Origin of the sequence: Limnobaculum zhutongyuii (assembly GCF_004295645.1) — a bacterium.
GTDB lineage: Bacteria > Pseudomonadota > Gammaproteobacteria > Enterobacterales > Enterobacteriaceae > Limnobaculum > Limnobaculum zhutongyuii.
The window spans coordinates 4,415,311-4,438,675 of sequence record NZ_CP034752.1 but is presented as its reverse complement, the minus strand read 5'-3'; the positions used below and the strand labels follow the sequence as shown (position 1 = coordinate 4,438,675).

General features: G+C 49.0%; 19 protein-coding genes. 7 read left to right on the top strand and 12 right to left on the bottom strand.

The window, feature by feature from the left end; genetic code table 11:
• Positions 1–66: 66 nt before the first annotated feature.
• Both EKN56_RS19955 and EKN56_RS19950 read right to left on the bottom strand, forming a co-directional pair.
• Positions 67–1,152, bottom strand: a complete 1,086-nt coding sequence (locus EKN56_RS19955) for an ABC transporter substrate-binding protein (protein ID WP_130593391.1) — start codon at positions 1,150–1,152, stop codon at positions 67–69.
• A gap of 570 nt (positions 1,153–1,722) precedes the next feature.
• Positions 1,723–2,787 carry an NAD(P)-dependent alcohol dehydrogenase gene (locus EKN56_RS19950; RefSeq protein ID WP_130593390.1) on the bottom strand — a complete coding sequence of 355 codons (1,065 nt, stop codon included), beginning with the start codon at positions 2,785–2,787 and terminating at the stop codon, positions 1,723–1,725.
• Positions 2,788–3,013: 226 nt separating this feature from the next.
• Here EKN56_RS19950 and selA point away from each other — a divergent pair, with 226 nt between their 5' ends.
• On the top strand, positions 3,014–4,405 hold the full coding sequence (gene selA, locus EKN56_RS19945) for an L-seryl-tRNA(Sec) selenium transferase (protein WP_130593389.1): 1,392 nt from the start codon (positions 3,014–3,016) through the stop codon (positions 4,403–4,405).
• Complete coding sequence (gene selB, locus EKN56_RS19940) at positions 4,402–6,282, top strand: selenocysteine-specific translation elongation factor (protein WP_130593388.1); 1,881 nt, start codon at positions 4,402–4,404, stop codon at positions 6,280–6,282. The genes selA and selB overlap by 4 nt, the downstream gene beginning before the upstream one ends.
• 30 nt (positions 6,283–6,312) lie before the next feature.
• Here the strand turns inward: selB and EKN56_RS19935 are convergent, their stop codons facing one another.
• Positions 6,313–6,900: a YgjV family protein gene (locus EKN56_RS19935; RefSeq protein WP_130593387.1), complete on the bottom strand. Its 588-nt coding sequence runs from the start codon at positions 6,898–6,900 to the stop codon at positions 6,313–6,315.
• Positions 6,901–7,235: 335 nt separating this feature from the next.
• Between EKN56_RS19935 and EKN56_RS19930 the strand changes: the two genes are divergently transcribed.
• The 5 genes from EKN56_RS19930 to EKN56_RS19910 all read left to right on the top strand — a co-directional run bounded on the left by EKN56_RS19930 (position 7,236) and on the right by EKN56_RS19910 (position 13,890).
• Positions 7,236–8,159 carry a LysR substrate-binding domain-containing protein gene (locus tag EKN56_RS19930; RefSeq protein WP_130593386.1) on the top strand — a complete coding sequence of 308 codons (924 nt, stop codon included), beginning with the start codon at positions 7,236–7,238 and terminating at the stop codon, positions 8,157–8,159.
• 417 nt (positions 8,160–8,576) lie between these two features.
• The gene (locus EKN56_RS19925) at positions 8,577–9,767 is read left to right on the top strand and encodes a mandelate racemase/muconate lactonizing enzyme family protein (RefSeq protein WP_130593385.1); all 1,191 of its coding nucleotides are present in this window, start codon (positions 8,577–8,579) and stop codon (positions 9,765–9,767) included.
• Positions 9,768–10,045: 278 nt separating this feature from the next.
• Positions 10,046–11,437, top strand: coding sequence for a C4-dicarboxylate transporter DcuC (gene dcuC / locus EKN56_RS19920; protein WP_130593384.1), 1,392 nt, complete (start codon positions 10,046–10,048; stop codon positions 11,435–11,437).
• An 80-nt stretch (positions 11,438–11,517) separates the two neighbouring features.
• Positions 11,518–12,855, top strand: coding sequence for an MmgE/PrpD family protein (locus EKN56_RS19915; RefSeq protein ID WP_130593383.1), 1,338 nt, complete (start codon positions 11,518–11,520; stop codon positions 12,853–12,855).
• 369 nt (positions 12,856–13,224) lie between these two features.
• The gene (locus EKN56_RS19910; protein WP_130593382.1) at positions 13,225–13,890 is read left to right on the top strand and encodes a GntR family transcriptional regulator; all 666 of its coding nucleotides are present in this window, start codon (positions 13,225–13,227) and stop codon (positions 13,888–13,890) included.
• A 52-nt stretch (positions 13,891–13,942) separates the two neighbouring features.
• On the opposite strand, the gene EKN56_RS19905 is transcribed toward EKN56_RS19910, so the two are convergent.
• From EKN56_RS19905 to xylA, 9 genes are all read right to left on the bottom strand, one after another.
• Complete coding sequence (locus tag EKN56_RS19905; protein ID WP_130593381.1) at positions 13,943–14,539, bottom strand: FumA C-terminus/TtdB family hydratase beta subunit; 597 nt, start codon at positions 14,537–14,539, stop codon at positions 13,943–13,945.
• Positions 14,540–14,541: 2 nt separating this feature from the next.
• The gene (locus tag EKN56_RS19900) at positions 14,542–15,435 is read right to left on the bottom strand and encodes a fumarate hydratase (protein WP_130593380.1); all 894 of its coding nucleotides are present in this window, start codon (positions 15,433–15,435) and stop codon (positions 14,542–14,544) included.
• 362 nt (positions 15,436–15,797) lie between these two features.
• Positions 15,798–16,424 (bottom strand): 3-isopropylmalate dehydratase small subunit, encoded by a 627-nt coding sequence (leuD, locus tag EKN56_RS19895; protein ID WP_130593379.1) that lies wholly within the window; start codon positions 16,422–16,424, stop codon positions 15,798–15,800.
• The gene (gene leuC / locus EKN56_RS19890; protein ID WP_130593378.1) at positions 16,424–17,848 is read right to left on the bottom strand and encodes a 3-isopropylmalate dehydratase large subunit; all 1,425 of its coding nucleotides are present in this window, start codon (positions 17,846–17,848) and stop codon (positions 16,424–16,426) included. Before leuC ends, leuD begins: the two co-directional genes overlap by 1 nt.
• A 34-nt stretch (positions 17,849–17,882) precedes the next feature.
• Positions 17,883–18,767: an alpha/beta fold hydrolase gene (locus EKN56_RS19885; RefSeq protein WP_130593377.1), complete on the bottom strand. Its 885-nt coding sequence runs from the start codon at positions 18,765–18,767 to the stop codon at positions 17,883–17,885.
• Positions 18,768–19,089: 322 nt separating this feature from the next.
• Positions 19,090–19,230 carry a type B 50S ribosomal protein L36 gene (ykgO, locus tag EKN56_RS19880; RefSeq protein WP_130593376.1) on the bottom strand — a complete coding sequence of 47 codons (141 nt, stop codon included), beginning with the start codon at positions 19,228–19,230 and terminating at the stop codon, positions 19,090–19,092.
• Between the two features lie 361 nt (positions 19,231–19,591).
• Complete coding sequence (locus EKN56_RS21680) at positions 19,592–20,002, bottom strand: PsiF family protein (RefSeq protein WP_407656564.1); 411 nt, start codon at positions 20,000–20,002, stop codon at positions 19,592–19,594.
• A gap of 243 nt (positions 20,003–20,245) precedes the next feature.
• A complete protein-coding gene (gene xylB, locus EKN56_RS19870) occupies positions 20,246–21,697 on the bottom strand; it encodes a xylulokinase (RefSeq protein WP_130593375.1) in 1,452 nt (483 codons plus the stop codon).
• A gap of 328 nt (positions 21,698–22,025) precedes the next feature.
• Positions 22,026–23,345 (bottom strand): xylose isomerase, encoded by a 1,320-nt coding sequence (gene xylA, locus EKN56_RS19865; RefSeq protein ID WP_130593374.1) that lies wholly within the window; start codon positions 23,343–23,345, stop codon positions 22,026–22,028.
• Positions 23,346–23,365: the final 20 nt, after the last annotated feature.

Here is a 23,365-nt window from a genome sequence, read left to right as displayed (position 1 = left end):
TGTAGAAAAGAGAAGGGTTAACGGCAAGTGTGCACACAGCAGCGCTTGCCGTTAGAGTCTTTTTTATTATTTACCGGTGACAGAACGCCATTTTTTCAGATAGTCCAGACGCTTATTCTGCTCCAGATACTCCAGCAGCGTTTCATTAACCGGAATCGGCTTCAGTGAATTTCCCAGCAATTTAGTGGTGCCTGCTACGTCGTTATCACCGTTGATATCGTCACGAATGGAGGTGATATTGGCCTGATTAGCGACAATATCCTGACCTTTTTGTGACAGCAGATAATCCAGCCATAGCTTGGCAGCGTTAACGTTTTTCGCCTGTTTGCTGATAAAGGTCACGCGGGAAAGCACCAGGGTGTAATCCGATGGGTAAGCGATACCCAGCGATGGGTCTTTAGCCGCACGGGTTTTTGCATAAGGTTCCAGAATGTTGTAACCGATCAGGTTCTCTCCGGAAGAGACGCGCTCCAGCATAGTACCGGTAGATGACTGAACCACCATACCTGCACTGGAGATGTCTTTCAGATGATCCCAGTATTTAGCATCGTTCTTCATGTCTTCAACCGAGAGCATAAAGCCAAGGGCAGATTTCTCAATATCATAAGTGGTGACTTTGTTTTTGAATCTGTCCGGCTGACTTTTCACTAATTCACCCAGAGCGGCGTGGGATTTAGGAATTTCATCTTCTTTAATCAGACGCTTGTTATAGATAAATACCAACGGCTCATAGGTGGTGCCGTAGGCAGTATCTTTCCACACTGCCCAGGTTGGGATCTTACCGGCTTCCGGTGATTTATAGGTTAATGCGTAGTCGGTAGCCAGTTTCAGGCCGGTATCCATTGCGGAGCTCCAGACCACATCACCGCTGCCGCTGGATGAGGCTTGCTCGCTGATATAGCGGTTATACAGCTCGGTACTGTTCATATCGTTATATTCAACGGTGATATTCGGATAGAGCGTTTCGAACCCTTTAATAATCGGTGCGGCGGCAGCAGTATCGGTGGTGGAATAGATCACCACTTTGCCCTCTTTATTGGCGGCATCGATGATTTTTTGATAGTCGGCAGGGTAGTTTTCAGGGGCAGCCAGAGCGGAACCAACGGACAGGGTTAGCATACTGACGATGAATAAATTTGATTTCTTGGACATGCTAGTATTCCCATTATTTATCAGGTTATAGACAAAATTAAGTATGGGTGGAAAGGGGGGGATGACAAGGTGATGGTAGGTGAATGTTAATTAAATGTGATGAGATTCAAGTTATTGTTGTTGAGTTGTTAATTTTTGCATTGGGGGGTGATGGGAGAGGGTTTTTGGAGTTGGTGGGAGTGGTTTTTATGGAGTTAATTAAGGTTTTTTATTTAACTGTTTGATAGAAAAGATTTTGTTAGGGACGCATGGAGAAGGTTTCGTCCACTAAGAGCGCGGTGTCTGAATGTGCTGTTGTGCACGTGGCCGAGTCAAGGGGGTTGGCGAACCCCCTTAACAATCCCGCGCCTTCGCACCCGAATCCAGGTCGCTTAGGCGACTTCCCTCCGCCTTCATTCGGGCTTACGCACCGGCACTGATTCGCTCCAGGCGAAGCAGTGCCTCGCCAAACATCCCTGTTTGGCGTGCTACCCTCTCTCAGTTGTCGGCTGAATTCCAGTGCTCCTTTGAAGGTCAAAGGATAAAGGTCAACGGACAAAGGCCTAAAGGTCAAAAGATAAAGACTGGAAATTATAAGCTTTCCGTTTCAATTGATTTCATATCAATAACAAACCGGTATTTGACGTCGCTTTTTAGCATTCGGGTGTAGGCCTGGTTGATTTCCTGGATGTTGATCATTTCTACGTCGCAGGTGATGTTGTGTTGGGCGCAGAAGTTGAGCATTTCCTGCGTTTCGGCGATGCCGCCGATCAGTGAACCGGCCAGGCTTTTACGGCCCATCACCAGTAGGCCGCTGTTCATTGGGGGTTCTACTGGTTCCAGCAGGCCGACCAGTACGCAGGTGCCGTCGCGTTTCAGGGTGGCGAGGTAAGGGTTAAGGTCGTGCTGTTGAGGTACGGTGTCCAGAATGAAATCGAAGTGATTGCTTACCGCTTTCATCTGATCGGCATCGGTGGATAGCACCACGTGATCGGCGCCCAGTCGGGTGGCTTCCGGGGCTTTGCTCATGGAGCGGGTGAACAGGGTGACGTCAGCGCCCAGTGCTTTAGCGAACTTCAGTGCCATATGACCTAAGCCCCCTAAACCGACCACCGCCACTTTATGGCCTTTACCAATCTTCCAGTAGCGTAACGGTGAGTAAGTCGTGATACCTGCACACAGCAAAGGCGCGGCGGATTTAGGATCGAGTTTTTCCGGCAGGCGCAGGACGAACTTCTCGGAAACCACGATAGATTCTGAATAACCACCGTAAGTAATGGTGCCGTCATGGCGATCTTTACCGTTGTAGGTAAACGTGGCGACGTTTTCACAGAACTGCTCAAGGCCATCCTGACAGGAGGCGCAGTGCTGGCAGGAATCCACCATACAGCCAACGCCAACCCAGTCTCCCGGCTTATAGTGATTGACGTTCTTACCGACGGACGTGACCTGACCAATAATCTCATGGCCGGGAACCACCGGATAAATGGTGTTATGCCATTCATTACGGGCCTGATGGATATCAGAGTGACAAACGCCACAGTATAAAATCTTGATTACGACATCGTCTTCTCGCGGATCACGACGAATAATGGCGTGAAGAGCAACGGGAGACGTAGCGGAAGTGGCAGCAAAGCTGCGAATATTCATAGTCATAGTGATTATCACCTTGTAACGCTGACGGAATAAAAAGAGGGATGAGCGGAAGTAAAGCGTGCCGCATCCATACAGCATAAAAATTATGCTGACTGCTATTAAGCGTAGCCGCCATTGACTGATTTCACCATTTCATCGATATCATTCACGCCCTGATAAGCTTACGCTTCACGTTATGGCGCTGAGCCGATATATTAGCGTCATTGATTTTTAACAGGCCGCACTCATGAATAATCAAACTCAATCCCTGTACAGCCAGCTTCCTTCGGTAGATCGCTTACTTAATGAGCCGGATATGGAGCCGCTGTTGGTTCAATTCGGTCAACATCTGGTAGTGGCGTCGCTGCGCCATTTGCAGCAGCAGGCCAGACAGGAGATTAGCCAGTTCAATCGATTACCCGAGTGGAGCCGCAACTGGATTGAGGCAGTTAGCAGCCATCTGATGCAAAAACAGCGCAGCGGTTTACAGCCGGTATTTAACCTGAGTGGAACCGTACTGCATACTAACCTTGGGCGGGCGCTGTTGGCGGAAGAAGCGATTGATGAGGTTGCCAGCGCTATGCGCCATGCGGTGACGCTGGAGTACGATCTGGACGGTGCCGGGCGTGGCCATCGGGATAATGTGATTTCCGAGTTGCTGAGTGAATTAACCGGTGCAGAAGCGGCCTGTATCGTGAATAACAACGCCGCCGCGGTGATGCTGATGCTGGCTGCGGTCGCTGCCGATCAAGAGGTTATCGTTTCTCGCGGTGAGCTGGTGGAAATTGGCGGTGCATTTCGGGTGCCGGACGTGATGCGTCAGGCGGGATGTCAGCTGGTGGAGGTGGGGACGACCAACCGCACACATCTGCGTGATTACCGTGATGCGGTGAGTGAAAACACCGGACTGTTAATGAAAGTGCATACCAGCAATTACAGCATTCAGGGCTTTACCGCTGCGGTTGATGAGCAGGAACTGGTGGCGCTGGGGCGCGAGTTGAATTTACCGGTAGCTACTGACCTTGGTAGCGGTTCATTAATCGATTTACAACAGTATGACCTACCCGCTGAGCCAATGCCGCAAAACCTGATTGCGGCCGGCGTTGATTTAGTCACCTTCTCCGGCGATAAACTGCTGGGGGGCCCACAGGCGGGAATTATTCTTGGCTCGAAAAAGTGGATCGAAAAAATCCAGCGTCACCCATTAAAACGCGCGCTGCGCGCCGGAAAACTGACGCTGGCGGCGTTAGAAGCCACCTTACGCCTTTACCAACAGCCAGAACGTTTAGCTTACTCCCTGCCGACTTTACGTCTGTTAAGCCGTGATGCCGCTGAAATGAAAGGGATGGCCTCACAGTTATTATCGCCATTGCAAGCCTGTTACGGTGGGCATTTTACCGTACAGGCAGAGCCTTGCCTGTCGCAGATTGGCAGCGGTTCATTACCGGTAGACCGTCTTCCCAGCTATGCCGTGACTTTCGAGCCAAAAGATGGCCGAGGCCGAACGCTGGAAGCACTGGCGGAAAAATGGCGCGCCTTGCCCAAACCGGTGATTGGCCGGATACAGGAAGGAAAGCTATGGCTGGATTTGCGCTGCCTTGAAGATGAATCAGAATTGCTGGAGATGCTGTTAGCATGATTATTGCCACCGCCGGACACGTTGACCACGGAAAATCTACCCTGCTGCAAGCGCTGACCGGTGCAGGCAGCACTGACCGCCTGCCGGAAGAAAAACGCCGGGGAATGACCATTGATTTAGGCTATGTTTTTTTGCCGCTGGAAGATGGTCAGGTACTTGGTTTTATTGACGTTCCGGGTCATGAAAAGTTTTTAGCCAATATGCTGGCAGGGGTGGATGGTGTCCAGCATGCGCTACTGGTGGTGGCCTGTGACGACGGCATTATGGCGCAAACCCGCGAGCATCTGGCGATTTTACGTCTGGTGGGCATTCCTGCCATTACCGTTGCCTTAACCAAGACGGATCGCGTCACGCCGGAGCGGGTTGCCAGCGTCAAAAGTCAGATTACCGATGAGTTAAACGCTCAGGGCTGGAATGATTGCCCAATCTTTATCACTGCCGCTCCACAGGGAACCGGCATAGCGGAGTTACGCGAGCATTTAATCAATTTATATCAGCGCCGAATTGAAGATCGTGAAGCAGCAATACACCGCTTTCGTCTGGCAGTTGACCGTAGTTTTACCATCAAAGGCAGCGGCCTGGTGGTCACCGGAACCGCATTTAGCGGGCAGGTTAGCGTAGGGGATACCCTGTGGCTGACGGGTGTTAACCGACCGGTCCGGGTAAGAAGTATTCATGCCCAAAATCAACCGGCAGAACGGGCGGGAGCCGGTGAGCGTATTGCATTAAACATTACCGGCGATATGGGAAAGCAGGATGTAAATCGTGGAGACTGGCTATTACAGCAAACGCCACCAGAAGCCGGGGACAGAGTGCTTGCGCTTCTCCATTGTGATAAGCCAATTCGTCACTGGCAGTCGGTACATTTACACCATTCGGTTAACCATATTACCGGACGCATTTCTCTGTTACAGGAAGGGGCGGTTAGCGCTGGCAGTGACGTTTTAGTGGAACTGGTGCTGGATGACGCTTTATTGCTGGCGGAGAACGACCGCATCATTGTGCGCGATATCAGTGCCCGGGAAACGCTGGGTGGTGCGCGAGTGCTATTACTTCAACCTCCGCGCAGGGGCAAACGCCAGCCGGAATATCTTGAAAAACTCAACCTGCTCAGTCAGGCACAAAACGATATGCAGGTGTTACAGCTGCGTCTGGCGGAAGGAAGTTTATCCCTTAAAGCGTTCGGTTGGGCGCGTCAGTTAACTGATGATGGCCTGCAAATGTTGTTAACGGCATCAGGTTGTAAAGTCGTGGGTGATACTGCCCTGCAGCAGGAAAAAGTGCAGGAGTTTCAGCAGCGATTAGTTGATACCCTGAAAGATTTTCATGAGCAGCATTTAGATCAACTGGGGGTTGGACGGGCCAGACTGCGCCGGATGGCATTACCTGCTGAGCCGGAAGCATTGGTGTTCTCATTGATTGATATGCTGCTGGCCGAAAAACGCCTGAGCAATAGCCGGGGTTGGCTGCATCTGCCGGAATTCAGTCTGGCATTCACCCCAGATGAACAGGCGATATGGCAACGTATAGAAGAGAAATTTGGTGATGATCCCTACTGGGTGCGGGATTTAGCCACCGAGCTGGGGCTGGATGAGCAACTGGTGAGAGGCGTATTGCGTAAAGCGGCGCAGCTGGGTCACGTTACTGCGGTAGTTCGCGATCGCTATTATCTGAGCGGTCGTATTCGCCAGTTTGCCGATTTGATTCGCACCATGCATACCACTCAGGGAAGTACCTGCGCCGCTGATTTTCGCGATCGGTTGGGGGTTGGGCGTAAACTGGCGATTCAGGTTCTGGAGTTCTTTGACCGCAGCGGCTTTACCCGCCGACGTGGCAATGACCACTTGCTTCGCGATCAGGGGCTGTTTCTGGATTAAAATATTAAGCCCGCGGTATAAAGCGCGGGCTTACTTTTGTTCTTCAGGTGTTTTTTCTTCTAGGGCCTTTTCTTCTTCCGCTGCTTTAACCACTTTGCTTTCAATGGCAAACGGGTCGATGCCACGTTTTTGCATGCGATAGAAACGAATAATATTAAAGCCGTTCATCAGCAGAAAACTCCCTTCAATCAGGGTTCCGCCGATGGAGCCAGCCCAAATATTGTGGGTAACCCAACAGGCGGTTGAGCACCACATAATGCTGCGCATTTTCAAACCATGAGTACGAAACATCGCCCAGGTACTGGCGATAGTACCGGCAATCGGCAGGGCTTCAATTGGGTGCTGAATTTTCATGGTGGCTAATATCAGCGTCAGAGTAATGAAGATCATCATTACCCAAAGATTGCGCCACCAGATGGAGGTGATAGTCCGTATTGCGCTAAGCAGTACGCTCATTGCAGCTGCATTGGCACCCATCATAAAGAAGTGACAGCTCATGATGGTTGAGTAGGCCGACAGTTGATATTTAAAACCGCGCTCGTTGCGGTTAAAAAACATGGTAATGCCTACCAGAAATGCCACGCCGCCCACGGCCTGCGCAGCCCAATAAAATGTCATGACCAAAATATCCTTACAGAAAATACTGTTATTTTTTTGCAGATAATAAAACGTGAGAAGTGAATCGCATCACTCGGGTTGGTTCAGAGATACTCTTGATCAGGTCATTTAGGGAATGGCTGTTTCAGTCACTAATTAATGTGAAGTTTATCACACTTTAATCGGGTGCTCCCATAGCATTGTTAGCAGGGTTAAAATATAGTCAGATATCAGGACATTCCTGAATTAATCGGGGTTTCTGTTTATAAAATCATAGAACTTTAAACAATAATAAACCGGAAAGCCTGTCAGACAGTTTGCTTTAAGGTGTATCGTTTTACTTCAGGGCCATTTTTATGTCGATTAGCCGTTCTTCCTTGCCGTTAAATGAAGATTTACGGGTTTTCCTTACCGTAGTCAGAAAGCATAGTTTTGCTAAAGCCGCCGTTGAGTTGGGGGTTTCTCCTGCTTACATCAGCAAACGGATTAATGCACTGGAAAAGGTACTGGATATAAAATTGTTTCATCGCAGTACGCGCAGCATTGTATTAACCGAAGACGGAGAGAAAGCCAGAGTCTGGGCAGACAGAATTCTGGGAGATCTCGATGACTTTATCAGCGATGTTTCAGAAGCACGTCATGAACCTCAGGGCACATTGCGCATTGTCAGCTCGTTTGGCTTTGGACGACAGTTTGTTGCCCCGGCCATCTCTCAACTGGCAAAACAGTATCCTAATCTGGCCATTCAACTGGTTACTTCGGACCACGTTATTGATCTGGTTGCCGAAGGTTTCGATTTAGAAATCCGTGTTGGCAGCGACCTGCCAAATCACTATATGGCGAAAAAGCTGCTGGATAACCAGCGGGTACTTTGTGCCTCACCCGCCTATCTGGCGGCTAAAGGTCAGCCTGAAACTCTGGATGATTTAGCCCGGCACGACTGTCTGGTGATCAAAGAGCGGGATACCCCTTTTGGCAGTTGGCTACTGAGCGGCAAAGATGAAAAACCACAAACCGTTCGGGTTGACGGTCGTCTCTCCTCTAACAGTGGTGCCATTGTATTGCAATGGGGTCTCGAAGGGCACGGCATCTTCCTGCGCTCCATGTGGGATGCCAAACGCTATATCGATGAAGGCAAACTGATCAACGTACTGCCGGAATACAGCCAGAGTGCTGACATCTGGGCGGTATACCCAATGAGACTATCAAACTCGGCCAAGCTGAAGGTCTGTGTCGAATTCTTACAGCTCTATTTTAAGTGGGCAGATATAGAGGAGTAGGATTTATCCCTAAGCCGTTGTGTTATTGCTCTCATCCTCATCTTTTGCTTAATCGACCAAAGTGTCGAATACCTTTTAATTTTTTCAATCCATTCATGTAAGACCATTCGGTCGATAGTCATCATCGTCTAACTCCTGAGTTCAACGCCCGACAATGCCGGGTATCAGCATATTGAGACTCTCCCTGAGCAGGGGATTAAGGGCTATGAGCTATAGCTTCTTCTCTTTCAAGGGACGCTTTTTATTCACCGGAAGGGATGTCGTTTGAGATCTTGCTCACTTTTCTGCATGAAACATGATTAATTTCTACTCATTATATATTATATATTATATATTATTTTTAAGAGTCGAGTAAGTGATGCTTGTATCGCTTTATTTTTCATGTGGTTATGTTTTTGTGCCTTAAGGAGAATTAAGATGAAAATCGTTAGTGTCGATATTATTGATGTGAAAAACCCACTTCAGTCTGCTGTTGCTAAGTGGCGCCCGATTGTGGTTCGTATTAATACCGATGAAGGCATTTCTGGCTTCGGTGAAGTGGGCATGGCTTACGGTGTGGGGGCTTCGGCCGGGTTTGGCATGGCTAAAGATCTTGCCAGTATTATCATCGGTATGGATCCCATGGAAACGGAAAAAATTTGGGACAAGATGCAGAAGAAAACCTTCTGGGGACAAGGCGGAGGAACCGTCGTTTCGGCCGGGATGAGCGCTATTGATGTTGCGTTGTGGGATATCAAAGGGAAAGCGCTTAATGTGCCCTGTTATCAGCTATTGGGCGGGAAATGTCGCGACACACTGCGTACCTACGCCAGTCAGTTACAGTTTGGCTGGGGAGATGCAGAGAAGAAAGAGATCCTGACCACGCCGGAACAGTATGCGGCGGCGGCAGAACAGGCAGTGGCTGATGGTTATGATGCGATTAAAGTTGATGTTAATGAGATTAACGAACAGGGCGGCGTGAAGAAAAGTAACCTGTACGGTGTATTTAGCGACCGTGAACTGAAGGTAGGTTATAAGCGCCTTAAGGCTATCCGTGACGCGATTGGTGATGATATTGATATCATCGTAGAAGCTCACGCATTAACTGATACGGCTTCTGCAATTCGCTTTGGTCGGATGATTGAAGAGCTCCGCATTTCTGCCTATGAAGAACCTGTGATGAACCTGAATCCGGGGCAGCTGAAAGAAGTGAAGCAAAACGTCAATATTCCTATCGCTGCCGGTGAGCGTATTTATACTCGCTGGGGCTTCCGTCCCTTCTTTGAAGAACACATTATTGATTTGATTCAGCCCGATCTCGGTACTTGTGGTGGCTTCAGTGAAGCGAAGAAGATTTGTGATATGGGCCATATCTACGATACCACCTGCCAAATCCATGTTTGCGGCGGTCCGATTATGACGGCGGCGTCGCTTCAACTGGAGTGTGCGATCCCTAATTTCGGTATTCACGAGCTGCACCGCTACTCCTTGTTAGATGGCAATCGTGCGACCTGTAAGTACGACTATTTACCGGAAAATGGTCAGTACAGTGTTCCCGATCTGCCGGGAATTGGTCAGGAATTGACAGATAAATCAATTGCTGAGTCACCAAAAGAGACCGTGAAGTAATCAGCAACTATTACCGAAGGGCACCGCCTTTAGTGAGTGTTGAACATACCTGATGTGAGTAAGAAAAATGTCGATTGGCGATATGTCGTTGTTATGACATTCGCCAGCAAGTTTGACGATTAACAACAACACATTCAGGTCAGTGCTTCATCATGAATAAATAATAAAAGAACAGCGGTAGCCCTGATGAGGGAGGCAAAGTCCAGGGTGTTAATACCTCCCGAATATTGATAGTGGGTTATTTGCGCGAAGCCATTGGTTTCGTGAGGAGTCAAAGTATGGGATTAACAATATCACTTGTTGTTATCGGGTGGGTCGCCTGGATGATAGCAAGAAAAGGATATGCGACGGCGGTGCTGTTGATCGCCGGCGTGTTCTTGTTAGGAACATCAGTAATGCTCGATCTCGGCCCGGGATTAACGCTGAAAAAATCAACGGGTAGTGGTTTTTTTGATATTTTTCAGGTCGTTCAAAATATTATGTCCAGTAACCTCGGTGGGTTGGGGTTAGCCATTATGGCGATGGGGGGATTTTCTCGCTACATGGATACGCTGAATGCGGGTCAGGCGCTATATGCCGTTGTTGGTGGCCCGTTGAAGTATATCAAATCGCCTTATTTACTGGCATGTATGGGGTTTGTTGTTTCTCAAATCATCGGTATGGCTATCCCGAGTGCATCAGGATTAGCGTTGATGCTGATGGTGACGTTGTATCCCGTCATGATCCGCGCAGGCGTGTCTCGACTGACTGCGGTGGCTATCATTGGCTCTAGTCGATTCTTTGATTTAGGACCCGGATCGGCCAACTGTCTGCTGGCGGCCAAGATCTCAGGTATTGAGTGGGCGGAGTATTTCCTTAGCTGGCAAATGATGATCTACTTTCCCCTGTTGGCGACGATGCTGGTTTCTCACTACTTCGTACAGCGCTTCTGGGAACGTCGTGAAGGGCCAGACCCAGAGGATTTGATCTTGCAGGCGCGGTTTCGTCAGGAGCAGGAAGGGCAGGTGGCCCAAGTACCGAAGATTTACGCGCTGCTGCCGATCGTACCGCTGGTTATTCTGTTGCTTTTCAATCCAGTGGTGCTTGGTCAGTTCGGTATCGATATCAAAGTCGGTGTGCCTTCAGCGATTGTGCTCAGTACGCTGGTTGCCATGCTATTTGAGTTCATCCGTAACCGTAACACGCTTGAAGTGCTTAACGGCATGAAGTCTTTCTTTGAAGGTCTGGGAAAACAGTTGACCATCGTTGTGGCGCTGATTATTGCCGGTCAGGTGTTCGGTGAGGGGCTTATCGCTATCGGTGCTGTCGAATCACTGATTACGGGTGTAGAAGGTGCAGGACTGGGTGCTGGCTTTATGATTATTCTGATGAGTCTGATCATCGGTGCCGTTGCTTTCCTGATGGGTTCAGGTAATGCCCCATTCTTTTCATTTGCTTCGCTGATTCCCGCTATTGCCGCGAAAATGGGTGTGCCATCTGCCGCTATGTTGTTGCCACTGCAAACCATGACGGGTTTTGGTCGCACATTATCACCGGTAACCGGTGCGATTGTGGCTGTTGCTGGTATTGCCGGTGTTTCGCCGTTTCAAATTGTCAAACGCAACGCGATTCAGCTCATCTTATGTATGTTAGTCAATTTTATATTGACCTTTACTGTCGTGTTGCCTTGAACCACGTTTCATTAATACCACCACTCAGGAGGCCGCGGCGCGTTAAACGCGTCGTAGCCTCCTGATCAAGGGGGGAGATCATGGGAAAAGATGTTCAGAAAAAATTAGCCGATTTTATTGTTGATTGTCGTGACGAATCGATAGCAGAGCGGCTGATGACGGACATGAAGTATCGAGTAATTGACTGGCTGGGTTGTGCGGTGGCAGGAGTGCACTATCCGCAATCCGACATCGCTCGTCGTGTTTTTACGGGTTCTGGCGGATTGGAAGAGGCGACGGTTATCGGCACTGGAGCGCGTTATCCCGCAGCGATGGCGGCGATGGTAAACGGTGTCATTGGTCATGTATCTGAACTGGATGATGGTCATCGTAAGGCGATAGGTCATCCGGGTTCAGTAACCTTACCCGTTGCGTTGGCATTAGGTGAATCACTGAATGTCAGCGGCCAGGCGTTTCTGAAAGCGCTGATTATTGGCTACGATGTTTATATTCGCCTGGGGCAGACAGTCAATCCTTCACATTATGCTTATTGGCACACCACGGGTACCTGCGGGACCTTTGCGGCTACCGCCACGGCGGCATCATTAATGCAGCTCACGCCAGAGCAAACCTGTAACGCGTTGGGTATCTCAGCAACGTTAGCCAGTGGATTGGTGGCATCATTTGGTTCACACGCCAAAGCGTTAAATGTGGGACATGCCTGCCAAAATGGTGTTTATGCTGCGCTGTTGGCGAAAGAAGGATTTACCGGATCACCGTCGGCAATGATGGGAGAAAAAGGATATGTAATGGCGACCAGCGATGCGGACTCTTTAGCCTACTTTGATCGCCTCTCTGCGTCAGAACTGCTGTCCGATACGGCATTTTATAAGGTCTACGCGTCCTGTGGTCACACGAACTCGCCGTTGGACGCCATATTTAGCCTGATGAAAGAATATGCGCCCGATGTGAAAAAAATAATCGGTATTAAGGTAGAAACTTACCGTATTTCAGTATCCCTGACGGCGGCGCTGAAAGTGAAAAATGAGGATGAAGCCAAGTTTTCGCTACCATACTGTATGGCGGTAGCCATGCTGTTTGGTCAGGTCTCGTTAGCCGAATTCCAACCCGAAGTATTACAAGCCCCGGATGTGCTGGAATTGGCGAAAAAAATTGAGGTTGTTGAATCTGAGCTGGCGACGGCACGCTTCCCTAAACGACAGGCGCATGTCACTGTCTTTATGGAGGATGGGCAAGTCTATCAATGCGAAGTCATGGACTCCACTGATGTTGCGGATTTCGCAATGTTGGAGAAAAAGTTTCTCAACTTGACGCATAACGTAGATCGGCAGGCGTCGGAAGAGGTGCTGGCGTTCATTAAACACATGGACCAAAGCGCGGAAATTGTACCGCTGTTGAGTTATTTGAGAAAAATTTAACCAGCGTTAATCCATCAGGTGCTCAATATAAAAAGAATGATTTATTGTATTGAGCACTGTTTTGCTGATATTCCGCTATCCCTTCAGTAACAAAAATCTCGTTTTCACTCAAACTTATAACCTGTTCACAAGAACGCCTGTAAACAGGTTATGCGTTGATAATCATGCTTAATATATAAGATATAAATGGATGCTATTGCAGGGTCGTGTCAGAAATATGAGGCCGAAAGTATTTCTTGACGCATTCATCACATGCGCTAACCTCATAAAAGAAAAAGTATTCTACTCTTTTCCCCGTCTATTGAGTAAAATCATGCTTATACACAGCGGTTTTCGCTGTTTGACACTTGACGTTTGGTCTCAATAAAAATGAAAACAAAAGCGAAGACGATCTACTTTGATCTAAAACATCGGATTCTGTCAGGTGAGCTGAAGGCAGATACCCGTCTGGTTATTCACCAACTGGCAGGTATGTATGACAGCAGTGATATTCCTGTTCGCGAAGCGTTAAAGGAATTGGCCGCTGAAGATCTGATTGAAATGAGTCCTCATAAGGGGTCTCGGGTGAAGAGGCTTTCCGTTAAGGAAATGCAGGATATGTTGGAAATCCGCAAAACCCTTGAGCCTCTGGCCGCCAGACTGGCCGCAGAAAATTCGACGCCAGAGTTAGTTGATGAGCTCGAGAAAGTATATGAGAAAAGCGTACATATGGCGCAGGAACATAATTACACCGATTACTCTAATGCTAACCGTGAGTTTCACCAACTGATCGTTGAAGCAAGCGATAATACTTATTTAAAAAAGCTACTGAGTGAGCTTTTGAGCAATGAGCGACGTACTAAGACCATCTTCGATCTGTTCCCTGACGTTGTTGACATGTCATTACAAGAGCATCGGGAGATGATTCAGCTGATTGCGGAAAAGAAAGGAAAAGAGATGGCAGAGCTGATGCTTAAACACAAGAGCCGCTCTTACGATAAACTTAACAATTATTTTTCTAATCTGCTTAAAGAGCAAGATAACGACCAGCCATAACAAAGGCGTTCACGCTGTCTTTGTTATGGCTGAAGAACCAGACTTAACGAATTTAGCTTTTTTCTTTCATGATGGCGTCCGCTTTTTCTTTAGCGTGAGCCTTCACTGTGTCATAACGGCTGTTGCCTTTACAGTCCATCGTGACGATAAATGGCCCGAAACGCTCAGTCTCCATGACCCACATCGCTTCCGGCATTCCATTTTCCAGCCAATGAACGGCTTTAACCTTGCTGACGCCTTCGGCCAGCACGACGGCACAACCAGGAGCGGCTTGTAAATACGCCTGTTTGTGTTTTTTAAAGGCCGCTAAGCTACCTTCTGCCATTCCACCTTTACCGATAATCAGTTTAATACCCTGCTGACCGATAAACTCAGCGTGAGGCTCCATGCGAATTGAGGTTGTGGGACCAATGACCCGAAGCTGCCAATGGTCTTGTGCATCTTTCACCATCACCGGCCCTGCGTGAAAGATAACTCCGCCCTGAAGGTTTTCTGGCAGCGGATGGTGATTATCAACCAGTTCACGCATGTTAAGATGGGCCATATCTCTGGCGGTACAAACAGTGCCGGTCAGGTACACTGCATCACCAACATTAAGCTGCTCAATGTCAGTATCTTGTAAGGGTATGGTTAGTTCATAAATGGCCATAATTATTCCTTCACCTGAAAGAGCATTTCACGTTTGCCGTCCGGGTAAATACGAACGCCAAATCGACGGGCGACCCAGCAGTGAAAATTGATAGTGACCGGGCAAATAGCGGTGTGAGTGGCGGCACCGGCTATTTTCACTGCCAACGTTGTTGTTTTTCCACCAATTCCCGCAGGGCCAATGCCCAGCTGGTTGATATCTTCCAGTAATTCTTGTTCCAGTTGATCCAGCAATGGGTCGGGGTTGTGATCCAGCCAGCTACGGGTACTAATTGCTTCGCGGCTCAGTTTGGCGCTAACATCCATTTGTCCACCGAGACCAATACCAATAGCGGAAGGTGGGCAGGGGAATCCACCGGCATTAATGACCGTATCCAACACCAGTCGTTTTAATCCACTGTAGTTTTTACCCAGCGTCGCTGGCGTCAAAATTTTTGATACGTTACCCAGCTCGGCACCGCATCCTTTGGCACTCATGATGATTTCTACATATTCCTGACCAGATACATGTTGCAGTTCAATATTTGGCACCCCTTCACCGGTACTGTCGCCAGGATTATGACGAGTCAGTGGATGAACAATACTGGGGCGAATTAAGCCTGCTTTGGTCGCTTCGGTTAACGCCTTGGGCAGATAGCTTAATAACGGATCCATATCGAATGCTTCACCAAAACGGATCCAAACGGTGGGGTAGCCAGGAGACTGACACACAGGCTTATCTTTTTCAGTTGCCTGAGCGACGTTATCTATCATCGTTTGTAAAAATACTTTGGCTTCCGGGTAGCTTTCTTGCTCCACCGCATTTCTCATGAGGTAGAGCACATCAGGAGAAATCGTGGTACAGGCTTGGTGAAGGAGGTCATAAACCTCTTCATAGGTAATGCCCAACTCTCTCATTTTTTTATCCTCTGATTGGCATCGGCAAATCATATATAATATATAATATATGAAAATGCAATGCTTTTGCTTCATCGGGCAGAAATGAAAATCAGCAGGTAAAGGCCGTAGTTATTCTAATCAAGGTACAAAGGGGGGGGTTGGATTGCTGTGTTTGAAACGTCAAAGCTCGCCTTCAAGCTCAACATGATTAGGCTTCAATGCAGGAAGTGCAGGAAGTGCAGGAAGTGCAGGAAGTGCAGGAAGTGCAGGAAGTGGGGAATAGAGAGGCGTTTATTTTAACGCCTCTCTACCATTCTTCAGCGTAAACGTTATATGGTTAGTCATTGAAATGGGATCAATATTTAATAATATATTAATGACTAATTTTCAGGGCGGGGTATTTGCACCCAAAGATTTCTTTCCCTGTATTGTTCTTCGAACTCCCTGATTTCTCCCTCATATTCCATTGTTACCCCAATGGCATCCAATCCTTTCATGAGTGCCTGTCTGTTGCGTTCATCCAGTTGAAAGCCAATAGTGCGTCCATCGTCCAACTGAATTTGCTGTAGCGATAAATCAATGCTGACGGTGTTGTGATGCGGCTGAGCGGCGACGGCGGCCACTTCTGCAACCTGTTCGGGCGTCAGGCAAATCAGTAATACGCCGTTGCGCTGGCAGTTATCCGCAAAGATTCCGGCAAATGAGGTGCCAATCAGGGCGCGAATGCCGGTTTGCTGTAAGCCCCACACCGCATGCTCACGGCTGGAACCACAGCCAAAGTTAGGGCCAACCACCATAAATGCGCTGTCGCGCCACGGCGGACGGTTAAGAATGAACTCAGGATTGGGTTGACCGTCTGATAGCAGGCGCAGATCGAAAAACAGGCCACGATCCAGATTTTGACGATCGATGCCTTTTAAAAACTGCTTTGGCATAATGACATCGGTATCGATATTGGCATCCATCATCGGTGCCACTTTCCCTGTAACCACTGTGAACGTTTGCATTATTGTTCTCCACCGTTGATTGAGCGCACATCCGTCAGATGCCCGGCGATAGCTGCCGCGGCGACCATAGCCGGGCTCATTAAATGGGTACGGGAGCCGGCACCCTGCCGACCGGCAAAGTTACGGTTGGTACTGGAGGCACAGCGATCGCCGGGTTCCAGTACGTCTTCATTCATTGCCAGACACATGGAACAGCCGGACTGACGCCACTCAAATCCTGCATCGATAAAGATCTTCGCCAGGCCTTCCTGCTCCGCCTGCTGCCGTACCAGGGTTGAGCCGGGAATTATCATCCCTCTGACGTGTGAAGCGATTTTCTTACCTTTCAGCACTTCTGCCGCCAGACGCAGGTCTTCAATTCTCCCGTTAGTGCAGGAACCAATAAAGGCGTGAGAAATTTGAATATCGGTTAAACGCATACCGGGTTTCAGCGCCATATAGGCCAGGGCTTTTTCCTGTGCCAGACGCTTCTGAGGATCTTTTTCGTTTACAGGGTCGGGCAGTTTGCCGCTGATATTATCGGCCTGATCCGGGCTGATACCCCAGGTCACCATAGGTTCGAGGGTATCGCAATTCAGTTCTACTTCCCGGTCGAATTCTGCTCCCTCATCGGTAGATAAGTTTTGCCATGATTGCAGCGCCAGCTCCCACATTTCGCCTTTTGGCGCGCGGGGCTTATCCTGCAAATAGTGATACACCTTTTCATCCGGCGCCATAAAGGCCCCGCGAGCACCGGCTTCCACCGCCATATTACAGATGGTCATTCGACCTTCAACGCTGAGTTGAGTAATCACCGGGCCGGTAAATTCGATGGCAAAACCGGTAGCGCCGGAAGCCCCAATCTTCTGAATCAGTAACATAATGATATCTTTGGCGGTGACTGACGAACCGAGTTTACCGATAACCTTAACCCGCATGGTTTTCAGACGTTTGTAAACCAACGTTTGGGTTGCCAGAAAATGTTCAATCTCAGAAGTACCGATACCAAAGCCAAAGGCGCCAAGGGCTCCGTAGGTGGTGGTGTGGCTGTCTCCGGCAGCGATCACCATACCCGGCAATATAAATCCCTGTTCGGGGGCGACCACATGCTCGATACCCTGACGGGTATCTAAAACATCAAACAGTTCGATACCAAAATCGCGACTGTTTTCGCGAAAATAGTCCACCTGTAACTGACCGCCGGGATCGGTCATTTTGTTATCGCGCACCGGGCGGGTAGGGTTTACGTGGTCTACATTCAGCAAGACGCTTTCAGGTCGCCATGCCTTGCGGTTTTTCTCTCTTAGTCCGCTGAATGCCTGCGGACTGGTGTATTCATTCAGTATGGAACGGTCAATATACAGCAGCACATTGCCCTGATCGTCCAGCTCACGGACGGTATGGGAATCAATCAGTTTTCGATATAAGGTTTTTGCACAAGCCATGATGTTATTCTCTTGGTTCGTTGTCTGGTTGGCATTAGCGAATGGAGGTAAAAAAATCCATTACTTCTCTGGTGAGCAGCTCAGGCACCTCTTCAGCTATATAATGGCCGGATGGCATGGCTTTTCCCTGAACATTGGTGGCGACTTTCTTCCATTCCGTCAGCGCATCAAAACATTGCTCTATTGCGCCATGTTGTCCCCACAGTGCCAGCATCGGACAGGTAACGTGGTGCCCTCGATCCAGATCGTGCTGGTCGTGCTCCAGATCGATACCGGCGCTGGCCCGATAGTCTTCACAAACGCCGTAGGCCCCACCGGGAAGGCTCAGGCAGCGTTGATATTCAGCCAGTGCTTGTGGGGTAAATGGCGCCATACCCGCGCTGCGAACCCCCATTACGCTGTGCAGATAAAGTAAGGGATCGCTTTCGATTAATTTTTCCGGGAAAGGGGTAGGGCGAATCAGCGTAAACCAGTGCCAATAGGCGCGGGCAAATTTTTCATTGGTTTGGCGGTACATGGCCAGCGTTGGGGCAATATCCAGCAGAACCATTCCTGATACCGCATCTGCGTGATCCAGTGCCAGACGGTGGGCTACACGCGCACCTCTGTCATGTGCCAGCACATAGAATTGTGAGAACCCCAGTTGATTCATCAGTTCACGCATGTCCTGAGCCATCAGGCGCTTGGAATAGAGGCTCTGACCCGGTGGAGACACCGGCTTATCGCTGTCTCCGTATCCACGCAGATCGGCCGTTACAATGGTAAAGTGCTGTGCCAGAGCCGGAGCCACTTTATGCCACATCATATGGGTTTGGGGATGGCCATGAAGCATCAACAATGCAGGCCCCTGACCGGTGGTGCGATAACTAATATCTATATGATTAACTTTGCATTTTCTTTGTTCTAATCCAGCCAACATTGCGACATCCTCCCGCTAACAGATCGTTTTTAAGCATTGTAAATAGCCTGTTGGCATTAACAATAGAGCGTTATGTGAACAGATTAAACACGAATTGTGTTGAGTGAGGTTAATAAATGAGCAATAAGCGGTGGTGTAGACACTGAATATGTTAGTAGTCACTAACTTAATAAAAGGGGATAAAGATATTTGAATGATTATTAAGGATATTTATTTTTCCCGGTATTTGATGCCGATAATCTGAAAAGCAAATCAATCAAGATGAATTGTTAGTAAGCACTCACTGGGAGAGTGCTTGTGACTAAATTGCTTTGAATAAGGGTTAACGCTTTTTCTTTCCACCCTGTACCGCTTTAAATCGTGGATTGGTTTTGCATATTACGTAAATCTTGCCCCGGCGGCGCACCACTTTACAGTCCGGGTGGCGCTGTTTGGCGGAACGTAGAGAACTTAATACCTGCATGATCACCTCTTAATTGATATGTTATAATATAACAATTGCAAGTATGCACTTACCTTGGGGTAGGGTCAATTGGTTGGTGATAAAAAATGATGTGATGATTAGCGGAAATAAAGATGTCAGGCGAGATATATGAGACTGCTAACAAACCCGATAAATTGGCCTCACTGAATATTCCGACCGTAAAAACACGGTGCTTATATCTGCACGGAGTGCGGTCGGGAAACCGTCAGTAGTTAGCTATGGAGCGCTTATGCCAAGTCGATCCCAACACCCGTCCTTGCCGTCGATTGACAATCTTAAGAACCATCAGACTTGAAATATCCCGCCTGATGGCGGGATATTTTTGTTATGGAGGGAAGAATCAGGCCGCTTTTTTCAGGCAGGTGTTCATAAAGGTTTTACGGTCGTCGCCTTTCAGCGCTTTATCACCGGCTTCTTTATTACAATCGGCCATTTTTTGTTGCTGTGGCGTTACGGCCTTTTCAGCTGTATCCGCTTTACCTTTCAAACAGCTGCTCATAAAGGCTTTACGATCGTCGCCTTTCAGGGCTTTTTCACCGGCTTCTTTATTACAGTCAGCCATCTTTTGCTGCTGAGCAGTCATTTTCTTTTCGCTTTCTGCAGGTTTGGCTTTCAGACAGTTACTCATGAAAGCTTTGCGCTCATCACCTTTAAGATCTTTGTCTGTTGCTTCTTTATTACAGCTGCTCATTTTATCGCGCTGGGCGGTTTGAGCTTTGGTTGGCTCTTTTGCCGTTGTGTCCGCAGCCATCGCCGCGCCGGATAAAAAACAAAGGCTTAGTACAACAGGTAAAACAGAAGAAATACGCATCATGGTTACTCCCTTCAAATAGTGGAAATCGTGATAAGCATAGACCTTGTCGTAATAAAGTGACACCGAGAGGCAAAAAATTTACCGATGTGACGATCGAAAAATCAGAGGTAATCACTTATAATTCAAGTGGTTGATTAAACCTGTTCATTATGTGGATTTAATGAACAGGTTTGGGTTTGATTAACACAATGGCAGGAGTTGCTGGTAAAGCGTTTTAAACGTCGCTCTTCTTTCCTGATAGCGGGCATAAAGCGCAGGATTTGGCTGATGGCGCTGTTCTAACGGTAATTCCGGACAGAGATCTGCCAGCGCAACGCCAGGGTTCATGGCAATTTGCGCCAGTCGTGCAGCACCCAGTGCCGGACCAACGTCGCCACCGGTACGGTATTCCAGCGTTTGGCCGCTGATATCCGCCAGAAGCTGACGCCAGTATGGGCTACGGGCACCACCGCCAATCAGTGCGATTTGAGTTGGTTTCAAGCCAGTAGCGTGTAATACGTCCATACCATCGGCCAGTGCGAAGCTCACCCCTTCCAGCACCGCTCTGGCCAGATCGGTGGCGTTATGTTGATGAGTTAACCCCCAGAATGCGCCTTTAGCTGCCGGGTTATTGTGCGGTGTGCGTTCCCCGGAAAGGTAGGGCAGGAACCACACTGGCGTATCGGCAGCAGGGGTTTGCTCAATGGCTTTCAACAGTTCCGGTACGCTGGAAATATTGGTTAATTTACAGGCCCAGTCAAGACAGGAAGCAGCACTGAGGATCACCGACATTAAGTGCCAGGTATTTGGCAACGCATGGCAGAAGCTGTGAACCGCGCTTTCCGGATTACTTAAAAAACCATCGCTGACGGCAAAATAGACGCCGGAAGTTCCCAGCGAAAGCATCGCCTGACCTGCACGATACAGCCCAATGCCAATAGCACCGGCTGCGTTATCACCACCACCGGCCGCTACCGGGATTTGGCCAATCTTCCAGCGAGCAGCGATATCCGCTTTAACATTGCCGGTAATCTGACAGCCTTCAAACAGCTTCGGCATATTATTGCGGCTGAGATGGCAGGCAGAGAGGATCTCATCGCTCCAGTCACGTTTACCAACGTCCATCCACATGGTGCCAGCTGCATCAGACATATCGCTGGCCAGTTCGCCGGTAATCAGCAAACGCAGGTAATCTTTTGGCAACAGAACTTTATCTATTGCCTGAAAGATTGTGGGTTCATGTTTTTCCACCCACTTTAGTTTAGGGGCGGTAAATCCCGGCATCATCAGGTTGCCGGTAATGGCTCTTGACTGAGGAACCTGTTTTTCCAATTCCGCACATTCGGCAGCACTGCGGCCATCGTTCCATAAAATGGCCGGGCGCAATACCTTCATCTGCTTGTCCAGCAAGGTAGCTCCATGCATTTGTCCGGTCAGCCCCATGGCTTTAACCGAACTCAAATCATGCTGTGCTGCCAGCGCTAACATTGCCCGATCGGTGGCTTGCCACCAGTCATCAGGGTTCTGTTCTGACCAAAGGGGATGAGGACGGGAAATAGAAAGTGCTTCAGAGTGAGTGGCAATAACCTGCTGCTGCTCGCTGAGGAGGATAACCTTTACGCCGGAAGTACCGAGGTCGATACCGATGTACATAGTGAGTGATCCTTGTTGTTCAGGATGTTTGTCCAGAATGGTGTTAGTTTCGCCGTTAATCGTTCAGTGTCTATATCGGCATTGTGCTACCGGCGAGCAGGGGCATTAGGGCGAATGCCCCTGTACCCCGCGCCTTTCGCACAGGAACTCAGGTCGCTGACGCGACTTCCCTCCTTCTTCGTTCGGGCTTACGCACCGGCACTGCTTCGCCTGGAGCGAATCAGTGCCTCGACCCGCGTCCATGCGGGTCGTGCTACCCTCTCTCAGTCGTTGGCTGAGTTCAAGTGCTCAAAAAAATAACGTCAAGGTCAACCGAAAGATCAAGAGCTTAACCAAACAAATACCGGTTCACCATATTCTCCAGCAGCTCCTGCTGCCCTGACTTATGCTGTGGCTGCAGGTTATTGCTTTCCACATACTTCGCCAGTGAATCCAGTGAGCTTTCGCCTTCCAGGATTTGTTGACCCAGTTTGCCATTCCAGCCAGCGTAGCGCTCGGAGACTTTTTGGTCCAGTTTACCGTCTTGTACCATTTTAGCGGCAATTTTCAGCGCCAGCGCCATGGTGTCCATGGCACCAACATGGCCATAGAACAGGTCATATTTATCGGTGCTCTGGCGGCGTACTTTGGCATCATAGTTCAGGCCACCGGTGGTGAAACCGCCCGCTTTGATGATTTCATACATAATTAGCGCGTTTTCTTCTACGCTGTTCGGGAACTGGTCGGTGTCCCAGCCAAGCTGAGCATCGCCACGGTTGGCATCCACTGAGCCAAAAATACCCAATGCAATGGCAGAAGCGATCTCATGGTGGAAGCTGTGGCCCGCCAGCGTAGCGTGGTTAGCTTCGATATTAACCTTAATCTCTTTTTCCAGACCAAACTGCTTCAGGAAGCCGTACACGGTTGCTACGTCGTAATCATACTGATGCTTGGTTGGTTCCTGTGGTTTTGGTTCAATCAACAGGGTGCCGTTAAAACCAATTTTATGTTTATGCTCCACCACCATTTGCATAAAGCGACCTAGCTGCTCGCGCTCCTGACGCAGGTCGGTATTTAACAGCGTTTCATAACCTTCGCGGCCACCCCACAGCACATAGTTCTCACCGCCCAGACGTTGAGTGGCCTGCATGGCACTGACTACCTGAGTGGCGGCGTAGGCAAATACTTCCGGATCCGGGTTAGTCGCTGCACCGGCAGCATAGCGCGGGTTGGTGAAGCAGTTAGCCGTGCCCCATAACAGTTTTACGCCGGTTGCCTGCTGCTTTTCTGCCAGTACATCGGTCATTATCGCCAGATTGTTCAGATACTCTTTAACCGTACTGCCTTCAGGCGATACGTCCACATCGTGGAAGCAGTAGAAAGGAACATTTAGCTTATGGAAAAACTCGAAAGCAACGTCGGCTTTGGCTTTTGCCAGTTTGATAGCATCACCTGCTGATTGCCATGGGCGATCGAATGAACCTACGCCAAACATATCGGCACCATTCCAGCAGAAGGTGTGCCAGTAACAGGCGGCAAAGCGCAGATGGTCAGCCATACGCTTACCCAGAACCAACTCATCCGGGTTATAGTGGCGGAAGGCCAGTGGATTGTTACTGGCGGTGCCTTCGTAGCGCACCTGGTCAAGTTTATCGAAATACTGAGTCATGGTGGTTTCCTTTAAGCGAT

What these genes read in the sequence shown, in the direction of transcription:
- EKN56_RS19955 (WP_130593391.1), bottom strand. Translation starts at nt 1,152, where the DNA reads ATGTCCAAGAAATCAAATTTATTCATCGTCAGTATGCTAACCCTGTCC.
- EKN56_RS19950 (WP_130593390.1), bottom strand. Translation starts at nt 2,787, where the DNA reads ATGACTATGAATATTCGCAGCTTTGCTGCCACTTCCGCTACGTCTCCC.
- selA (WP_130593389.1), top strand. Translation starts at nt 3,014, where the DNA reads ATGAATAATCAAACTCAATCCCTGTACAGCCAGCTTCCTTCGGTAGAT.
- selB (WP_130593388.1), top strand. Translation starts at nt 4,402, where the DNA reads ATGATTATTGCCACCGCCGGACACGTTGACCACGGAAAATCTACCCTG.
- EKN56_RS19935 (WP_130593387.1), bottom strand. Translation starts at nt 6,900, where the DNA reads ATGACATTTTATTGGGCTGCGCAGGCCGTGGGCGGCGTGGCATTTCTG.
- EKN56_RS19930 (WP_130593386.1), top strand. Translation starts at nt 7,236, where the DNA reads ATGTCGATTAGCCGTTCTTCCTTGCCGTTAAATGAAGATTTACGGGTT.
- EKN56_RS19925 (WP_130593385.1), top strand. Translation starts at nt 8,577, where the DNA reads ATGAAAATCGTTAGTGTCGATATTATTGATGTGAAAAACCCACTTCAG.
- dcuC (WP_130593384.1), top strand. Translation starts at nt 10,046, where the DNA reads ATGGGATTAACAATATCACTTGTTGTTATCGGGTGGGTCGCCTGGATG.
- EKN56_RS19915 (WP_130593383.1), top strand. Translation starts at nt 11,518, where the DNA reads ATGGGAAAAGATGTTCAGAAAAAATTAGCCGATTTTATTGTTGATTGT.
- EKN56_RS19910 (WP_130593382.1), top strand. Translation starts at nt 13,225, where the DNA reads ATGAAAACAAAAGCGAAGACGATCTACTTTGATCTAAAACATCGGATT.
- EKN56_RS19905 (WP_130593381.1), bottom strand. Translation starts at nt 14,539, where the DNA reads ATGGCCATTTATGAACTAACCATACCCTTACAAGATACTGACATTGAG.
- EKN56_RS19900 (WP_130593380.1), bottom strand. Translation starts at nt 15,435, where the DNA reads ATGAGAGAGTTGGGCATTACCTATGAAGAGGTTTATGACCTCCTTCAC.
- leuD (WP_130593379.1), bottom strand. Translation starts at nt 16,424, where the DNA reads ATGCAAACGTTCACAGTGGTTACAGGGAAAGTGGCACCGATGATGGAT.
- leuC (WP_130593378.1), bottom strand. Translation starts at nt 17,848, where the DNA reads ATGGCTTGTGCAAAAACCTTATATCGAAAACTGATTGATTCCCATACC.
- EKN56_RS19885 (WP_130593377.1), bottom strand. Translation starts at nt 18,767, where the DNA reads ATGTTGGCTGGATTAGAACAAAGAAAATGCAAAGTTAATCATATAGAT.
- ykgO (WP_130593376.1), bottom strand. Translation starts at nt 19,230, where the DNA reads ATGCAGGTATTAAGTTCTCTACGTTCCGCCAAACAGCGCCACCCGGAC.
- EKN56_RS21680 (WP_407656564.1), bottom strand. Translation starts at nt 20,002, where the DNA reads ATGGCTGCGGACACAACGGCAAAAGAGCCAACCAAAGCTCAAACCGCC.
- xylB (WP_130593375.1), bottom strand. Translation starts at nt 21,697, where the DNA reads ATGTACATCGGTATCGACCTCGGTACTTCCGGCGTAAAGGTTATCCTC.
- xylA (WP_130593374.1), bottom strand. Translation starts at nt 23,345, where the DNA reads ATGACTCAGTATTTCGATAAACTTGACCAGGTGCGCTACGAAGGCACC.